At 57.8% G+C, this 16,913-nt stretch carries 16 protein-coding genes; 3 read left to right on the forward strand and 13 right to left on the reverse strand.

What is annotated here, in order from left to right:
• Positions 1-118: 118 nt before the first annotated feature.
• Together F8N44_RS05755 and F8N44_RS05760 are read right to left on the reverse strand one after the other, a co-directional pair.
• Positions 119-1,744: a methyl-accepting chemotaxis protein gene (locus F8N44_RS05755; RefSeq protein WP_150649663.1), complete on the reverse strand. Its 1,626-nt coding sequence runs from the start codon at positions 1,742-1,744 to the stop codon at positions 119-121.
• Positions 1,745-1,874: 130 nt separating this feature from the next.
• Positions 1,875-2,906: an amidohydrolase family protein gene (locus F8N44_RS05760; RefSeq protein ID WP_412071503.1), complete on the reverse strand. Its 1,032-nt coding sequence runs from the start codon at positions 2,904-2,906 to the stop codon at positions 1,875-1,877.
• A 152-nt stretch (positions 2,907-3,058) separates the two neighbouring features.
• On the opposite strand from F8N44_RS05760, the gene F8N44_RS05765 reads away from it, so the two are divergent.
• Positions 3,059-3,475 carry an OsmC family protein gene (locus F8N44_RS05765; RefSeq protein WP_007919858.1) on the forward strand — a complete coding sequence of 139 codons (417 nt, stop codon included), beginning with the start codon at positions 3,059-3,061 and terminating at the stop codon, positions 3,473-3,475.
• A gap of 61 nt (positions 3,476-3,536) precedes the next feature.
• On the forward strand, positions 3,537-4,403 hold the full coding sequence (locus F8N44_RS05770) for a pirin family protein (RefSeq protein WP_150649665.1): 867 nt from the start codon (positions 3,537-3,539) through the stop codon (positions 4,401-4,403).
• Positions 4,404-4,604: 201 nt separating this feature from the next.
• On the opposite strand, the gene F8N44_RS05775 is transcribed toward F8N44_RS05770, so the two are convergent.
• The 4 genes from F8N44_RS05775 to F8N44_RS05790 form a co-directional block, all read right to left on the reverse strand.
• Positions 4,605-5,333: a dienelactone hydrolase family protein gene (locus F8N44_RS05775; protein WP_150649666.1), complete on the reverse strand. Its 729-nt coding sequence runs from the start codon at positions 5,331-5,333 to the stop codon at positions 4,605-4,607.
• A 68-nt stretch (positions 5,334-5,401) separates the two neighbouring features.
• A complete protein-coding gene (gene htpG, locus F8N44_RS05780) occupies positions 5,402-7,306 on the reverse strand; it encodes a molecular chaperone HtpG (RefSeq protein WP_150649667.1) in 1,905 nt (634 codons plus the stop codon).
• 82 nt (positions 7,307-7,388) lie between these two features.
• Positions 7,389-7,841, reverse strand: coding sequence for a PaaI family thioesterase (locus tag F8N44_RS05785; protein ID WP_150649668.1), 453 nt, complete (start codon positions 7,839-7,841; stop codon positions 7,389-7,391).
• Positions 7,838-8,314 carry a PaaI family thioesterase gene (locus F8N44_RS05790; protein WP_150649669.1) on the reverse strand — a complete coding sequence of 159 codons (477 nt, stop codon included), beginning with the start codon at positions 8,312-8,314 and terminating at the stop codon, positions 7,838-7,840. The genes F8N44_RS05785 and F8N44_RS05790 overlap by 4 nt, the downstream gene beginning before the upstream one ends.
• 158 nt (positions 8,315-8,472) lie before the next feature.
• On the opposite strand from F8N44_RS05790, the gene F8N44_RS05795 reads away from it, so the two are divergent.
• Positions 8,473-8,709 carry a hypothetical protein gene (locus F8N44_RS05795; protein WP_007919867.1) on the forward strand — a complete coding sequence of 79 codons (237 nt, stop codon included), beginning with the start codon at positions 8,473-8,475 and terminating at the stop codon, positions 8,707-8,709.
• Between the two features lie 78 nt (positions 8,710-8,787).
• On the opposite strand, the gene F8N44_RS05800 is transcribed toward F8N44_RS05795, so the two are convergent.
• From F8N44_RS05800 to odhB, 7 genes are all read right to left on the reverse strand, one after another.
• Positions 8,788-9,189: an MAPEG family protein gene (locus F8N44_RS05800; protein WP_150649670.1), complete on the reverse strand. Its 402-nt coding sequence runs from the start codon at positions 9,187-9,189 to the stop codon at positions 8,788-8,790.
• Positions 9,189-9,926 carry a DUF599 domain-containing protein gene (locus F8N44_RS05805; RefSeq protein WP_007919871.1) on the reverse strand — a complete coding sequence of 246 codons (738 nt, stop codon included), beginning with the start codon at positions 9,924-9,926 and terminating at the stop codon, positions 9,189-9,191. The genes F8N44_RS05800 and F8N44_RS05805 overlap by 1 nt, the downstream gene beginning before the upstream one ends.
• 271 nt (positions 9,927-10,197) lie before the next feature.
• Positions 10,198-11,511, reverse strand: coding sequence for a branched-chain amino acid transport system II carrier protein (gene brnQ, locus F8N44_RS05810; protein ID WP_016987868.1), 1,314 nt, complete (start codon positions 11,509-11,511; stop codon positions 10,198-10,200).
• Positions 11,512-11,914: 403 nt separating this feature from the next.
• Entirely contained in the window at positions 11,915-12,796 is an 882-nt protein-coding gene (gene sucD, locus F8N44_RS05815; RefSeq protein ID WP_008082972.1) for a succinate--CoA ligase subunit alpha, read from the reverse strand.
• A complete protein-coding gene (sucC, locus tag F8N44_RS05820; RefSeq protein ID WP_007919879.1) occupies positions 12,796-13,962 on the reverse strand; it encodes an ADP-forming succinate--CoA ligase subunit beta in 1,167 nt (388 codons plus the stop codon). Before sucC ends, sucD begins: the two co-directional genes overlap by 1 nt.
• A gap of 182 nt (positions 13,963-14,144) precedes the next feature.
• Complete coding sequence (gene lpdA, locus F8N44_RS05825; protein WP_150649671.1) at positions 14,145-15,581, reverse strand: dihydrolipoyl dehydrogenase; 1,437 nt, start codon at positions 15,579-15,581, stop codon at positions 14,145-14,147.
• A 97-nt stretch (positions 15,582-15,678) separates the two neighbouring features.
• Entirely contained in the window at positions 15,679-16,902 is a 1,224-nt protein-coding gene (gene odhB, locus F8N44_RS05830; protein ID WP_077571706.1) for a 2-oxoglutarate dehydrogenase complex dihydrolipoyllysine-residue succinyltransferase, read from the reverse strand.
• Positions 16,903-16,913 lie beyond the last annotated feature (11 nt).

Raw genomic sequence — 16,913 nt, forward strand, 5'->3', positions numbered from 1 at the left:
CGAGTCGATTATGGATTCACCCAGGCAGTTTCAGGTCGACTTATATACAAAGCATCGCACGGTCGGTCCCCTCTCCCTCTGGGAGAGGGCTAGGGTGAGGGGCTTTTGAAGGCGAAACTCAAACCGAAAACTTCGCCACCATGCTGTTCAAATCCACCGCCAACCGCGACAACTCCTGACTCGCCGCACTGGTCTGATTGGCACCCGCCGAGGTCTGCATCGCCAGATCGCGGATGTTCATCAGATTGCGATCCACCTCGCGCGCCACCGCCGCTTGCTCCTCCGAGGCACTGGCGATCACCAGATTACGCTCGTTAATCAGCGTGAATGCCGAGGCGATCTCTTCAAGTGCAGTCCCGGCAGCCTTGGCCAGCTCCAGCGTCGAACGCGCGCGCACATTACTCTGCTGCATCGAACTGACCGCCGAATCGGTGCCCTGCTGAATGCCGCCAATCATCTGCTCGATTTCCTGGGTCGACTGCTGCGTGCGATGGGCCAACGCCCGCACCTCATCCGCCACCACGGCAAAACCGCGCCCGGCATCACCGGCCCGCGCCGCCTCAATCGCAGCATTCAAAGCGAGCAGATTGGTCTGCTCGGCAATCGAACGAATCACATCCAGCACTTTGCTGATGCTGTAGACCTTCTGCGCCAGATCTTCCACCTGACTCGCATTGGCTGTCACATCATCGGCCAGCGACTCAATGGACAGCACCGTTTGATGCACCTGCTCGCGGCCATGCTGGGCAATGCGATCGGATTCACGAGACGCCTCGGAGGTGGCCACGGCATTGCTTGCCACTTCCTCCACTGCGGCCGTCATCTGATTGACCGCCGTAGCCGCCTGTTCGATTTCCAGGCTCTGCTGGTGCAACCCGCGCGTAGCGTCTTCCGTGACGCAACTCAGCTCCTCCGACGCCGAGGCCAACTGGCTGGAGGACTCGGAGATTTGCCGAATCGTGTCGCGCAGGTTGTGCTGCATGCTCTTGAGTGCGTGCAGCAGTCGCGCCGGCTCGTCCTTGCCACTGATGCTGATATCGCCAGTCAGATCACCACCGGCCACCACCTCGGCGACACCCAGCGATTGCGCCAGCGGCAGCACGATGCTGCGCGTCAGCAGCAGGGCCAGGCCTATGGTGATCAGCGCGGTAACGCCGATCATCACCCCGACCCAAACCCGCGAATTGGTAAACACCAGCCGCGCTGCTTCGGTGGCGAGATTGGCATTGTGTTTATTCAGCTCAACCAGCTCGCGCAAAAGCACTGCGATTTCATCGGCCAAGGGACTCATCTGACCATTGAGAATGGTCGCGGCCTCCTCGACCCGATTCTGCGCCGACAACTGCATCACCTGTGCCTGAAACTCCAGATACTGGTGCTCGGCAACCTTGAAGCGGTCGAACAGCTTGCGCTCCTCGGGCAGTACGATCAGCACGTCATATCGCTGCTGGGCTTCACTGAGCACGCCGCGTAGTTCATTGAGTTTGGCAACGTTCTGTTCGAGCGCCTGCGGATCCCGATTGAGCAACAGGCGCATGGTCAATGCGCGCAGGCGCAGCATGTCCTGACTCATCTCACCGACCGCCATGACACTCGGCAGCCAATTGTTATCAACCTCGTCTGACTGCGCGCGCATGTTCGACATTTGCAGCAGGGCGAACGCGCCCAAGGCAAATACCATCAACGCCAACAAGCCGAAACCGAGGCCGGCGCGCGGGGCAATATTGAGACTACGGATACTCATTGCTCTGGTTCCTTCCAAAAGCGCTGCATCAACCCTGCAGCTGGTTGCTTTAGAAGGTATCGGCCCGGTGAAAATTTGCGTAAGACGAAAAGGCGATATCAAAAGGCCTTGATCCTTCGAACTGTCGGCATTAACGATTCAGCGTGGTTTTGCCGGACTTGAACACCGTTCGCGGCAAGATAGCCAAGAAGTTATCTCTCGCGATCTTTCGCGCAATGTTCTCCGGCAGCGCATCGAGGAACGGCTTGAAGCTGTGCATTTCCTGACCGAGTTTATTGAAACGTCCCACCACATCGGAGCCAAGCATGAAGCGTTCGGGGTATTTCTCGACCAACGCCAGCCATTCCGGTCGCGGTTTACCCTGCTCATCCAGCAGATACGGCGTGAGCATGCTCCATGACAGATCTATAAAAAGATTGGGATACGCCTCAAGCATGCGCGTCAGGGTCGGCAGCAGGAATGTCAGCTGGGTCTGATGTCGATGAATCTCCGCGCTGGTCCCGGCGTGTGCCCAGATGAATCGGGTGTGCGGGTGATTACGCAGCGGTTCTTCGATTTCCTTCAGGTAGAGCGGATTTTTCTCACGCTTGGAGGTGATGTTGGAATGCAGCATCACCGGCAGATCGTTCTCGGCGGCCAGATGATAGATCTTGGTCATGGCTTCGTTGTTGGCGCGCGGCGTATCGCCGGACGTCAGCGCCGTGAGGTCATCATGCCGGGTGAACACCTCGCCGATGCCCTGCCACAGCCCCGGATAGAGATCGAGCATGCGCTGGATGTGCGCGGCGGAGTTCTTGTCGTTGGGGTTGAAGCCCGAGAGGAACGGATGAAAGTAGGGACGTTTCTCGACTGGCAGTTTCTGCACCGCATCGGCAACGATCACGTCGGTCGCACTGTACCAATAGGCATCGGCATCATCACCTGCGTAATAGCGCGGACGCTTGGGTTCGTCCTCATGCCACTTCTTGGCGACCGGAATGCCGGAAATCATCACATGCTCGATGGAATTGTCCTGCATGGCTGTCAGCAATTTCGCCATGCCTGCGCTTTCCTGGAAAAAATCCACGTAATGCAGGTGCGCATCGCTGTAGGTGTATTCGCGGGCGCTGACGTTGCCGGCAATTACCAAAAAACAGGCAAGACTCAAACGATACAGGGACACAAGTAATCTCCAGGAAGTAGGCATAGCCTAGACCCCGCCCTGACGACAAGGGTTCATCCCACAGGAAAGTGGAACGCGTACCGGTGGGAATGCTCTATAACTGCAAGGTCCTTTTTGATCGAACGACTTTTCCTACTGCCAGTGAGGTTCCCATGACCGTTACCGTCAATACCGTCTCCGCTGAAGGTTTCCGTCACACCGTACAGATTGATGATCACGAACTGTTTGCCGACGTACCGAAATCTGCCGGAGGCGAAGGCTCGGCGCCTGAGCCGCACGATTATTTCGATGCGGCCCTCGGCGCCTGCAAAGCCCTGACCCTGAAGATGTACGCGAAGAAGAAAGACATTCCGCTGACCGGCGTCGGGGTCGACGTCAAACGCGATAACAGCGAAGAACAAAAAGGCAAATACGTCCTGCACGTCACTCTCACCCTAAAAGGCGTACTCACCGACGCCCAGCGCGAGGAATTGCTGCGCGTCGCCGACCGCTGCCCGATTCACAAGCTGATGACCACCACCGACGTCAGCATCGAAACCCACGCTCCGCAAGGCTTCGATAGCCAGTAATCCTCCTCATGCCAGCGGCGGGTTATGCTTCTGGCATCACCCGCTCAGCCTGGAATGCACCATGGACACGCAACCTCTGATCATCCGCCCGCGCGCCGAAGACGTCGAAGGCCAGCCGATTCTGCGCCCGTTGCCGTCAGCAAAATGCCGCAGCGTCGGGCCTTTCGTGTTTTTTGACCACATGCTCGAGACGGTTTATCCGACGGGCAAAGGCATGAACATCCGACAGCATCCGCACATCGGTCTGTCGACGCTCACGTATTTGTTTGAAGGGCAGATCCAGCATAAGGACAGCCTTGGCTCCGATCAGGTAGTCAGTGCCGGCGACGTCAGCTGGATGACCGCTGGCAGCGCGATTGCTCACGTTGAACGCACGCCTGAGCCGTTGTGGGACCAGAGTTTCACGATGCACGGTTTGCAGATCTGGCTGGCATCGCCCAAGGACCATGAACAAGGTCCGGGGCATTACAGCCATCACCCGGCGGCGACCTTGCCGGTCAGCGATAACCTCGGCGTACAGATCCGGATGATTGCCGGGTCAGGCTTTTGCCTGGAATCGCCGGTGCCGGTGCTTTCTCCTACGTTGTATGCAGAAGTGAAGATGCAAACGGCCACCACTTTGCTGATTCCGACCGAGCATGAAGAACGGGCGGTTTATGTACTGAGTGGGGATGCTCAGTTGAATGGCGAGGCGATTGAGCCGCATGCGCTGGTCGTGTTGCCGGCTGGGGAAGAGATGAGCCTGTTTGCCGAAAGCGATGTGCACGCGGTGGTGTTTGGCGGCGCGGCACTGGACGGGCCTCGGCGAATCAACTGGAATTTTGTCGCGAGCGATCCGGCGGCGATCGATGAAGCGCGGCGTAAATGGGCGGCGGGCGATTGGCCGACGGTGCAGGGGGAAGTTGAGCGGATTGAATTACCACGCTGAAAAGCTACCCTCACCCCAGCCCTCTCCCGGAGGGAGAGGGGGCCGACCGAGTGGTCTCAGGTTATACGCCGACCTGAAAGACCTTATCGATTATGGATTCGGTAATGCGCTATCAGGTCGGCATTGTCCTTGAGCATCCCCCAATCAGTCCCCTCTCCCTCCGGGAGAGGGTTAGGGTGAGGGGCTTTTGCTTTTCAGGCTTCAGCCCTTGAACACTTCATCCAGCAAATCATGCATCGATTTGAACGCACGCTTGGCGGTCTTCGCGTCGTACATCATCTTGCCCGGCACATTCGCGTGCGGGTCAGTAAACGAGTGCACCGCACCGCCGTAGCTCAGCAGTTGCCAGTCGACATTTGCCGCGTTCATCTCGTCTTCAAACGCCGGCAATTGCTCTTTCGGCACCAACGGATCGGCAGCACCGTGCAACACCAGCACCGAGCCTTTGATGTTCTGCGCATCAGCAGGATTCGGCGAGTCCAGCGTACCGTGGAACGACACCGCAGCCTTCACCGGCGCGCCAGTGCGCGCCAGATCCAGCGCACAGCAACCGCCGAAGCAGAAACCGAATACTGCCAGTTTCGAAGTATCAACCGCCGCGTCACCCTGCTTCTGCAACTGCTCGAACGCCGCCTGCATACGCTTGCGCAGCAGCGCACGGTCATCCTTCAACGGCATCATCGCCGCGCCCGCCTGATCAGCGTTCTGCGGACGCACAGCCTGACCGTAAACGTCAGCAATCAACACCACGTAGCCCTCGGCCGCCACCGACTTGGCGATTTCTTCGGCACCAGCGCTGACACCCATCCAGTTCGGCGCCATCAACAAACCCGGACGCGCACCTTTGTGCTCGGCGTCGAACGCCAGGCGACCTTCATAAGGTTGGCCGTCAATCTGATAGACCACGGAACGTACAGTGACTTGGCTCATTTCTGACTCCTGATTTGTTAAACACCAGAATGAAAAAACCCGCCGAAGCGGGTTTTTCTACGACTTGGTTAAACCGACAGCTCAACCAGCAGCTTGTTCAGACGGCGCACATAAGCGGCCGGATCCTTCAAGCTGTCGCCAGCAGCCAATGCTGCCTGATCGAAGAGGATGTGCGACAGGTCGCCAAAACGCTCTTCGCTCTGCTCGCCATCGAGCTTCTCGATCAGCGGGTGGCTTGGGTTGAATTCGAAGATCGGCTTCGAATCCGGCACCTTCTGCCCGCTGGCTTCGAGGATCTGGCGCATTTGCAGACCCAGATCTTGCTCGCCGATGGCCAGAATCGCCGGCGAATCGGTCAGACGATGGGAAACCCGTACTTCAGCCACGGAATCGCCCAGCGCGGTTTTCAGACGCTCAACCAGACCTTCTTTCGACTTGGCGACTTCTTCTGCGGCTTTCTTGTCCTCTTCCGAGTCCAGGTTGCCCAGATCGAGATCACCGCGTGCCACGTCGACAAAGGTCTTGCCGTCGAATTCGCTGAGGTAGCTCATCAGCCACTCGTCGATACGGTCGGTCAGCAGCAGCACTTCGATGCCTTTCTTGCGGAAGACTTCCAGGTGCGGGCTGTTCTTGACCTGCGCGTAGGTTTCGCCGGTGAGGTAGTAGATCTTGTCCTGACCTTCCTTGGCGCGTGCCAGGTAGTCAGCCAGACCGACGATCTGCTCGCCATCGTCGCCGTTGGTCGATGCGAAACGCAGCAGACCGGCAATTTTCTCTTTGTTGGCGAAGTCTTCTGCCGGGCCTTCTTTCATGACCTGACCGAAGTTCTTCCAGAAGCCTTTGTATTGCTCAGGCTCGTTCTTCGCCAGTTTTTCCAGCATGTCGAGCACGCGCTTGGTCAGCGCGGTCTTCATCGAGTCGATGATCGGGTCTTTCTGCAGGATTTCACGCGATACGTTCAGCGACAGGTCGTTGGAATCGACCACGCCTTTGATGAAGCGCAGGTACAGCGGCAGGAACGACTCGGCCTGATCCATGACGAACACGCGTTGCACGTACAGCTTCAGACCTTTCGGCGCTTCACGCTGGTACAAGTCGAACGGTGCGCGGGCCGGTACGTACAGCAGCGAGCTGTATTCGAGCTTGCCTTCGACTTTGTTGTGGCTCCAGGCCAGCGGGTTTTCAAAGTCGTGAGCGATGTGCTTGTAGAACTCCTGGTATTCCTCGTCCTTCACCTCAGTGCGCGGACGGGTCCACAGGGCGCTGGCGCGGTTGACGGTTTCCCATTCAACGGCCGGAGCCTCTTCGCCTTCGGCAGCTACAGCTTCTTTCGGCAGCTCGATCGGCAAAGCGATGTGGTCGGAGTACTTCTTGATGATGTTGCGCAGACGCCAGCCATCAGCGAATTCGTCTTCTGCAGCTTTCAGGTGCAGGACGATGCGGGTACCACGCTCTGGTTTTTCGATGGTGGCGACTTCGAACTCGCCCTCGCCTTTCGACGACCAGTGCACACCTTCGCTGGCCGGGGTGCCGGCGCGACGGCTGTACACATCAACCTGGTCGGCAACGATGAAGGCGGAGTAAAAGCCCACACCGAACTGGCCGATCAGGTGCGAATCTTTCTTCTGATCGCCCGAGAGATTCTTCATGAAATCGGCAGTGCCCGATTTGGCGATGGTACCCAAGTGGGTGATCACATCGTCACGGTTCATGCCGATACCGTTGTCTTCGAGGGTGACGGTCTTGGCGTCCTTGTCGAAACTCACACGGATTTTCAGATCAGCGCCACCTTCGAGCAACTCTGGCTTGGCCAGGGCTTCGAAGCGCAGCTTGTCGACAGCGTCAGAGGCGTTCGAGATCAATTCGCGAAGGAAGATTTCCTTGTTGGAATACAGCGAATGGATCATGAGGTGCAGCAGCTGCTTCACCTCGGTCTGGAAGCCCAGGGTTTCCTTTTGAGTTTCCACACTCATGGTCATCAAACTCCAATCAGATGGCAGTGGCCGCGACCCGAAATGGTCGGCGGCGGGTTGTCTTGTGAGTTTGGGGCGCTGTTCAGGATTTCAAGGGCTCATCGATTTTGAAGTGCGCACGTGCAGTTGCAATCGGTTCGCTTTCGGTGCTTTGCCAGGCAGTGATCGCGACGTTGGCGACGCGCCGGCCCTGGCGGCAGACCTGACACTTGGCCCAGGTATCGCGGAATTGCCCGGCACGCAAGTAATCGAGGGAGAAGTCGATGATCTTCGGCACGCCGGGCGCGCCGGTGAAAATCAACAGATGCAGGGCAGCGGCCAGCTCCATGAATCCGGCAATCACCCCGCCATGAATTGCCGGCAATAATGGGTTACCAATGTTGTCCTTGTTCGCCGGCAGCTTGAACAACAGTTCATCGCCGACTCGCGAGCATTCAATGCCGATCAAGCCTGCGTATGGGATCAGTTTCAGCAACGGCGCGTAATCACCCTCTGCATGGGCCTGTTGCAGTTGTTGCTTGAGGTCTTCGCTCACCGACTTTCTCCCTTGATCGCGCCGCCGAAACCTTTAGTGCCTTTAAGGCCTTTGCCCATGCGCATGAAAGTGCCGACCACATGGGCGATGGGTTGCTCGGGATCATCCTGGTAAGCGAAGCCACGGGCGAAGATCACATTGGTCGTCACGCGATAGCACTGGGCGAAGCCATACACATCCTTGTTCGGCTCGGCGGCGTGCATGTAGTCGATGCGCAGGTCGAGGGTCGGGCACACCTCGAATTCCGGCAGCACGCACAACGTCGACATCCCGCAGGCCGTGTCCATCAATGAAGTAATGGCGCCCCCATGGATCACGCCGGTTTCGGGGTTGCCGACGATTTGTGGGCTGTACGGCAGGATCACGGTCAGCCCTTCGCTCGAGGCGCTGTGCACCTGCAAACCCAATACCTGACAGTGACGCAACGCTGATAGAAATCGCGTCGCACGCTCAAAAACGGGGTTTTCGGCCATTTGATAATTACTCTCGTTAGAGCCTTTTGCCAGTAGTAAGCAATACAGCAAAAGTTCCGTGTAAAAACAAACTTATATATCTGAAAGAAATGAGGAACTTAACCTGTGGCGTCGAGTTCTTAAGGCCAGTAGTTATTTTCCATAAGGAGAAACACCCCATGCGTAAGACTTTTGCTATTGCCTTGATGTTGACCGCTTCCCTCGGTCTCGCTGCTTGCGATAAAAAATCCGAGGACAAAGCTCAAGATGCCAACCAACATGCTGAACAAGCTCAGCAAGACATGAACAAAGCTCAGGATAAAGTGAACGACGCTGCGAAAGAAAACGCCGAAGCTGCCAAAGCTCAGGCTGAATCGAACGCTGCTGCACAAGAAGAAGCTGCCAAGAAGCAATAATCCGCTTTTTGCTGCAGAAAAAAGAAAACCCGCCAAGTGCGGGTTTTCTTTTGCCTGCGATTTAGCGGCACGCTCGGCTTAGAGCAAGACAGTTCTAAAAGTCGGACTAATCATTAGCAACAGCGAACAGACTAAACCAACTAGCCATACCAGACTGCGCAGCTTGGACAGATCGGCCAGATAGAACCACAAGTAGAGGATCCGCGCGATCACGAAGATGATCGCCAATGTATCGATCAGCCAGCCTGCCGTTTGCGTGGTGTGCGCCATCAACACACCGACTGCGAACAGGATGAAAGCTTCGATACTGTTCTGGTGAGCCGCCAGCGCCCTCGCACCGTAACCGGTCAGTTGCGCCTGCTGCTGGCGCGGCAGGTGATTGTTGTACCCCCCCTGCTCTTTCATCGCCTTGCCCACCGGCATACGCGCGATGTAAATCAACAACGCACTGATAAACACACACCAGAACGGAATACTCATCAAGCGACCTCTTTGTTTGTCTCGGGAATGGGGGCTTCTGTAGGGGTATAGACCATGACATCGAGAACGTCGGAATGAAACTCGCGACGGTACAAAACCAATACCACCCCGGCGCTCATCAGCATGAACAACCAAGGGCTGACAAACCACGCCAGCATGGTCATGCCGAAGTAGTAAGAGCGCAGCCCGAAGTTGAACTGGTTAGCCGCCATCGATATTACCCGCGCCGCCCGCGCAGCGAACGCCTTGCGCTCCTGTTCGGAGACATGTCGCTCACCGATCATCGGCGCCGAGCCAACCAACACGGCCGCGAAGTTGTACTGCCGCATACACCAACTGAAGGTGAAAAACGCGTAGACGAACACCATCGCCAGACACAGCAACTTGATTTCCGACATGCCCTGTGACGCCTGTTGCACCATCGGAATGTCTGCCAGCAACGACACTGCCCGCTCGGACGCGCCAAGCACGGTGAGAATACCGGCGAGGATAATCAGCGTGCTCGAGGCGAAGAACGAAGCGTTGCGCTCAAGGTTGCCGATCACGCTGGCGTCGGCGATACGGTTGTCACGCAGCAGCATGCGGCGCATCCAGTCTTCGCGGTACAGGTGCAGCACGCTGGCCAGGCACGCCGTGTCGCGGCCCTTCCAGGAGGCATAACGGGTATAGCCGCCCCAGCAGATGACAAACCAGATGGCGGCGAGCAGGTGGATCAGGTTGGCTTGGATGAACGACATGCAATTCCCTGTGGAGTATGGATGCTACCTGTGGGAGCGAGCCTGCTCCGGGCGGCGTTCCGACGAAAGCGGCGTATCACGCAACATTGATGGCTGTTGACACAACGCTTTCGCGAGCAGGCTCGCTCCCACATTAGGACTTCGGCAACCCTTCGACGTTAGCTTAGGGAAAAAGACACTGCCTGACGCGCATAAAAAATGCCCCGTATCGATTGATACGGGGCATTTCTGTTTAAGCCTTGAGGACCCGCTTGTGGCGGGTCAGACAACGTCAGGCAACCGCTTCGCTGCGCTTGCCCAGCAGGCGATCGCAAACGACTGCGACCACCAGGGTCATCACGCACGGCACCAGCCATGCCAGGCCCTGCTCGCTCAGCGGCAGGTGCGACAGTTGCGATGGCATCCAGCCGGCCAGACCAGCGCCTTTCAGCGCGTCGATGGTGCCGAACACGAACGACACCAGCATCACCGGGCCGAGAATCCGGCCGTGCTCATGCCAGAAGTCTTTGCAGAAGCTCAACGCCACCAGCACGATGCACGGCGGATAGATCGCGGTCAGCACCGGAATCGAGAATGCGATCAGCTTGGTCAGGCCCAGGTTGGACACCAGCAGCGAGAACGCCGCCAGAATGATCACCAAGGTCTTGTAGGACAGTGGCAGCACTCGGCTGAAGTATTCAGCGCAAGCACAGGTCAGACCGACCGCCGTCACCAGACACGCCAGCGAGATCAGTACGGCAAGGAAACCGCTGCCCAGCGAACCGAAGGTGTGCTGCACGTAAGCGTGCAATACCGCCGCGCCATTGGTTGCGCCCGCCGCTACTTCGTGGCTGCCGGAACCGAGGCGGAACAGGCTGACATACACCAGCGCCAGACCGACACCGGCGATCAGGCCAGCGATGATCGCATAACGGGTGATCAGCGCCGGCGACTCGACGCCACGGGAGCGGATCGCGTTAACGATGACGATGCCGAACACCAGCGCCCCGAGGGTATCCATGGTCAGGTAACCATTGATGAAGCCCTGGGAGAACGGTGCTGCCACGTATTCTGGCGTGCCATGGCCGATATCACCCGCCGGCAGGGCGAATGCGGCGATGCCGAGTACCGCCAGTGCGATGATCTTCAGCGGCGCAAGGAAACGGCCAACGGTGTCCAGCAAACGCCCAGGGTAGAGCGAGATGAAGAACACCAGCAGGAAGTACACCGAGCTGTAGAGGAACAGCGCCAGCGGACTCTCGCCGGTCAGCGGTGCGAGACCGACTTCAAACGACACGGTCGCGGTGCGCGGGGTGGCGAACAACGGGCCGACCGCCAGGTAGCACGCAGCCGCGAGAATGCCGCCGGCAATCTTGCCGATCGGACTGCTCAGCGCATCCATCGCCCCACCGACCTTGGCCAGTGCAACGACAGTGATCACCGGCAGACCGACCGCGGTGATCAGGAAGCCCAGCGCGGCCATCCAGACGTGAGGTCCGGCCTGCAAGCCAACGATCGGCGGGAAAATGATGTTGCCAGCCCCAACGAACAGAGCAAACGTCATAAAACCAAGTGCCAGGATGTCCTGACCTTTCAAAACTTTCATTAAGGTAATACCACACTACTGAATCGGAATTTAGAGGGGGATTGCCCTGTGTAATTAGGGAAATGCTGTCGATCCGTATGGGACTGACCCTTAAAGCGCGTTGCATGCCTTGTGGGCGGCAGACGCAAAAATGGCTGCTAGCCTAACGAATTTGGCCCGCGAACGCACTGTTAGAGGGCGAACTATCCGATACGCGACGTTTCCGTGTCGCGTTTTTGCATGTAATTGGGTAGATGTCTATAAATCGCCTTCGCGAGCAAGCTCGCTCCCACTTGGGAATGCGTACAAATGTGGGAGCGAGCTTGCTCGCGAAAGCGATATCACTGATGACGCAGGTGCCAGAAACGACAAAGGCCACCCGAAGGTGGCCTTTGTTTGGTGAAGCGTCAGTTAAGCGCGAGGCTTACTTGACAGCCCAACCAGTCAGCTCGGCCAGGGCCTTGCCGATGTCTGCCAGCGAACGCACGGTTTTAACACCTGCGTCTTGCAGCGCAGCGAATTTCTCGTCTGCAGTGCCTTTGCCGCCAGAGATGATTGCGCCAGCATGGCCCATGCGCTTGCCCGGAGGAGCAGTCACACCAGCGATGTAGGAAACAACCGGCTTGGTTACGTGTGCCTTGATGTAGGCAGCCGCTTCTTCTTCAGCCGAACCGCCGATCTCACCGATCATCACGATCGCTTCGGTCTTCGGGTCTTCCTGGAACAGCTTCAGGATGTCGATGAAGTTCGAACCCGGGATCGGGTCACCACCGATGCCGACGCAAGTCGACTGACCGAAACCGGCGTCAGTGGTCTGCTTCACAGCTTCGTAGGTCAGGGTGCCGGAACGCGAAACGATACCGACCTTGCCTGGCAAGTGAATGTGACCTGGCATGATGCCGATCTTGCACTCGCCCGGAGTGATAACGCCTGGGCAGTTAGGGCCGATCAGGACTACGCCCAGCTCGTCGCACTTAACTTTAGCGTCCAGCATGTCCAGGGTAGGAATGCCTTCGGTGATGCAGACGATCAGCTTGATGCCGCCGAATGCCGCTTCCAGGATCGAATCCTTGCAGAAAGGAGCCGGAACGTAGATCACGCTGGCGGTAGCGCCAGTGGCTTCTACTGCATCTTTAACGGTGTTGAACACTGGCAGACCCAGGTGCTCGGTGCCGCCTTTGCCAGGAGTTACGCCGCCAACCATCTTGGTGCCGTATTCGATGGCTTGCTGGGTGTGGAAACTACCTTGCGAACCGGTAATACCCTGGCAGATAACTTTGGTGTCTTTATTGATCAGGACGCTCATTATTTGCCCTCCGCAGCTTTGACAACTTGTTGAGCAGCGTCGGTCAGGCTGGTAGCAGCGATGATGTTCAAACCGCTTTCTGCCAGTACTTTAGCGCCCAGCTCAGCGTTGTTGCCTTCAAGGCGAACAACAACCGGGATTTTCACGCCGACTTCTTTCACAGCGCCGATGATGCCTTCGGCAATCATGTCGCAGCGAACGATGCCGCCGAAGATGTTGACCAGTACTGCAGCGACGTTGGTGTCGGACAGAATGATCTTGAACGCTTCAGTTACGCGTTCTTTGGTAGCGCCACCACCTACGTCGAGGAAGTTGGCTGGCTTGCCGCCATGCAGGTTGACGATGTCCATGGTACCCATGGCCAGGCCAGCACCGTTGACCATGCAGCCGATGTTGCCTTCCAGTGCTACGTAGTTCAGTTCGAACTTGGCAGCGTGCGCTTCGCGCGGATCGTCTTGCGACGGATCGTGGAAAGTCTTCAGCTTAGGCTGACGGTACATGGCGTTGGCGTCGATGTTGATCTTGGCGTCCAGGCAGTGCAGATCGCCGTCAGCCTTGATCACCAGCGGGTTCACTTCCAGCAGAGCCAGGTCGTGATCCTTGAACAGCTTGGCCAGACCTACGAAGATCTTGGCGAACTGAGCAACCTGCTTGCCTTCCAGACCCAGCTGGAATGCCAGCTCGCGACCCTGGAATGGCTGAGCGCCAACCAGTGGATCGATAGTGGCTTTAAGAATTTTTTCTGGCGTGTCGTGAGCGATTTTCTCGATGTCCACGCCACCTTCGGTGGAAGCCATGAACACGATGCGACGGCTCGAACGGTCAACGACAGCGCCCAGGTACAGCTCTTTAGCGATATCAGTGCACGATTCAACCAGGATCTTGGTGACTGGCTGGCCATTGGCGTCAGTCTGGTAAGTCACCAGACGCTTGCCCAGCCACTGCTGTGCGAAGGCTTTGGCGTCTTCTTTGCTGCGAACCAGCTTGACGCCGCCCGCTTTACCGCGACCACCGGCGTGGACCTGGGCTTTGACAACCCACTCGCTGCCGCCGATTTTGTCGCAAGCTTCTGCTGCTGCTTCCGGGGTGTCTACTGCGTAACCAGTGGAAACTGGCAGGCCGTATTCAGCGAACAGCTGCTTACCCTGATACTCGTGAAGATTCATGCTTTTTACCGTCTTCGTTAGGTACTGCGCATTCGGCGCTGCGCTCGTTTGAGTGCCGCGCCACCTGTGACTGCTGCTTGCGTAGCTGAGCTACGCAAGACTGCGTCCAGCGGACATTCCGCGGTGAGTCTTGCTCGCAAGGCTCACGACGGGCCGTTACCGCCGTGGTTTCTTATTGTCTGTTAACGCTTCTTGCGGTTGGCAATGTGGATGGCGCCGCCATTCACAGCCAGAGCAGCTTCGTGCAAGGCTTCAGACAGGGTCGGATGGGAGAAAACCATCATGCCCAAGTCTTCAGCGCTGGTGCCGAATTCCATACCGATCGCGCCCTGCTGAACCAGTTCTGCAGCGCTCGGGCCAATCACGTGCACGCCCAATACGCGGTCAGTCTTGGCATCTGCGATGACCTTGACGAAACCACCGGTATCGTTGGCGGCCATGGCACGGCCGGAAGCGGCGAACGGGAAGGTGCCGACGTTAACTTCAACGCCTTCAGCTTTCAAGGCCTGCTCGGTTTTGCCAACCCACGCGATTTCCGGGTGAGTATAAATAACCGAAGGGATCAGGTCATAGTTCATCTGGGCTTTGTGGCCCTTGATGCGCTCGACAACCATGATGCCTTCTTCCGATGCCTTGTGAGCCAGCATCATGCCGCGAACCACGTCACCGATGGCGAAAACGCCCGGTACGGTGGTCGCGCAGTGATCGTCAACGTGCACGAAACCGCGCTCGTCGAGGGTCACGCCGCTGTCGGAAGCCAGCAGATCAGTGGTCACCGGACGGCGACCAACGGCTACGATCAGCTTGTCGAAAGTGATGGTCTGTTCGCCGTTGGCATCGGTGTAGTTCACAACGACTTCGTCGCCGTTGACTTTCGAGCCGGTTACGCGAGCGCCCAGTTTGATGTCCAGACCTTGTTTGGTCAGGGTTTTCAGCGCTTCCTTGGAAACAGCGGTGTCCGCTGCCATCAGGAAAGTGTCCAGCGCTTCCAGAACAACAACTTCGGAGCCCAGACGCGACCACACCGAACCCAGTTCCAGACCGATCACGCCAGCGCCGATCACGCCCAGACGCTTAGGTACGGTCTGGAATTCCAGAGCGCCAGTCGAATCGACGATGACTTTCTGATCAACCGGAGCCGGTGGAATGTCGATCGGACGCGAACCTGGAGCCAGGATGACGTTTTCAGCTTCGATGATTTCAACCGAGCCGTCTGGCTTGGTAACTTCGACTTTCTTGCCAGCCAGCAGTTTGCCGTGACCCTGGATCGAAGTAACGCCGTTGGCCTTGAACAGGGTGGCAACGCCGCCGGTCAGGTTCTTGACGATGCCAGCCTTGCGGCCAACCATCGCAGCGACGTCCATTTTGACTTCGCCAGTCGAGATACCGTGAACGTTGAAGCTTTCTTTCGCTTCCTTGTATTTCCAGGAGCTGTCGAGCAGCGCCTTGGAAGGAATGCAGCCCACGTTCAGGCAGGTGCCGCCCAGGGCTTGCTTGCCTTCTGCGTCGGTGTACTTCTCGATGCAGGCAGTGGTCAGACCCAGCTGCGCGGCCTTGATGGCAGCCACGTAGCCACCAGGGCCAGCACCGATCACTACTACGTCAAATTTCTGCGACATTCAAAAAATCCTCTTTAGCGAAAAGCTTCAAGCCGCGCGCCCCAAGCCAAGCTGCCCTTTCCTGCAGCTTGAAACCTGAAGCCCGCGACTGCTTCTATCAGATATCCAGCAACAGACGAGCCGGATCTTCCAGCAGGTTCTTGATGGTCACCAGGAAGGTCACAGCTTCTTTGCCATCGATCAGACGGTGATCGTAGGACAGTGCCAGGTACATCATCGGACGGATAACGACCTGACCGTTGATGGCCATAGGACGCTGGATGATGTTGTGCATGCCCAGAATCGCTGCCTGCGGCGGGTTGACGATCGGGGTCGACATCATCGAACCGAAGGTACCACCGTTGGTGATGGTGAAGGTACCACCGGTCATCTCGTCCATCGACAGTTTGCCGTCACGGGCTTTCTTGCCGAAAGTGGCGATGCCGCCTTCGATTTCAGCCAGGCTCATCAGCTCGGCGTTACGCAGAACCGGAACAACCAGGCCACGGTCGCTGGAAACGGCAACGCCGATGTCCGCGTAGCCGTGGTAAACGATGTCGCCGCCGTCGATCGACGCGTTGACAGCCGGGAAGCGTTTCAGCGCTTCAGTGGCAGCCTTGACGAAGAACGACATGAAACCCAGGCGTACGCCGTTGTGGGACTTCTCGAACAGGTCCTTGTACTTCGAACGCAGAGCCATGACTTCAGTCATGTCGACTTCGTTGAAAGTGGTCAGCATCGCCATGTTCGACTGAGCTTCAACCAGACGCTTGGCCACGGTGGCACGAACGCGGGTCATCGGTACGCGCTTCTCGATGCGGTCGCCAGCAGCGAACACAGGAGCGGCGGCCGAAGGAGCAGCAGCCTTGGCAGGCGCAGCAGCCGGAGCGGCTTTCTTGGCAGCAACAGCAGCAACCACGTCTTCCTTGGTCACACGACCGCCTTTGCCGGTGCCGGCAACGGAAGCGATGTTGATGCCGTTTTCTTCAGCCAGCTTGCGCGCAGCAGGAGCAGCAACAGGATCGTCTTCGCCTTCGGCAGCAGCCGGGGCAGCGGCAGCAGCGGCCGGGGCAGCAGCGGCGGCTGGAGCAGCGGCAGCAGCGCCACCCGCTTCGATGGAGCCCAGCACTTCGTCGGACAGAACGGTGTCGCCTTCATTCTTGACGATTGCGCCCAGCACGCCATCAGCGGTAGCCAGAACTTCCAGTACGACTTTGTCGGTTTCGATGTCGACGATCAGGTCGTCACGCTTGACGGCGTCGCCCGGTTGTTTGTGCCAGGTGGCAACGGTGCCATCGGCAACCGATTCCGGGAAAGTGGGGGCTTTGATCTCGATAGCCATTATCTGTGGTT

It is taken from the genome of Pseudomonas fluorescens (assembly GCF_902497745.1).
In the GTDB taxonomy this organism is placed as follows: Bacteria; Pseudomonadota; Gammaproteobacteria; order Pseudomonadales; family Pseudomonadaceae; genus Aquipseudomonas; species Aquipseudomonas fluorescens_BM.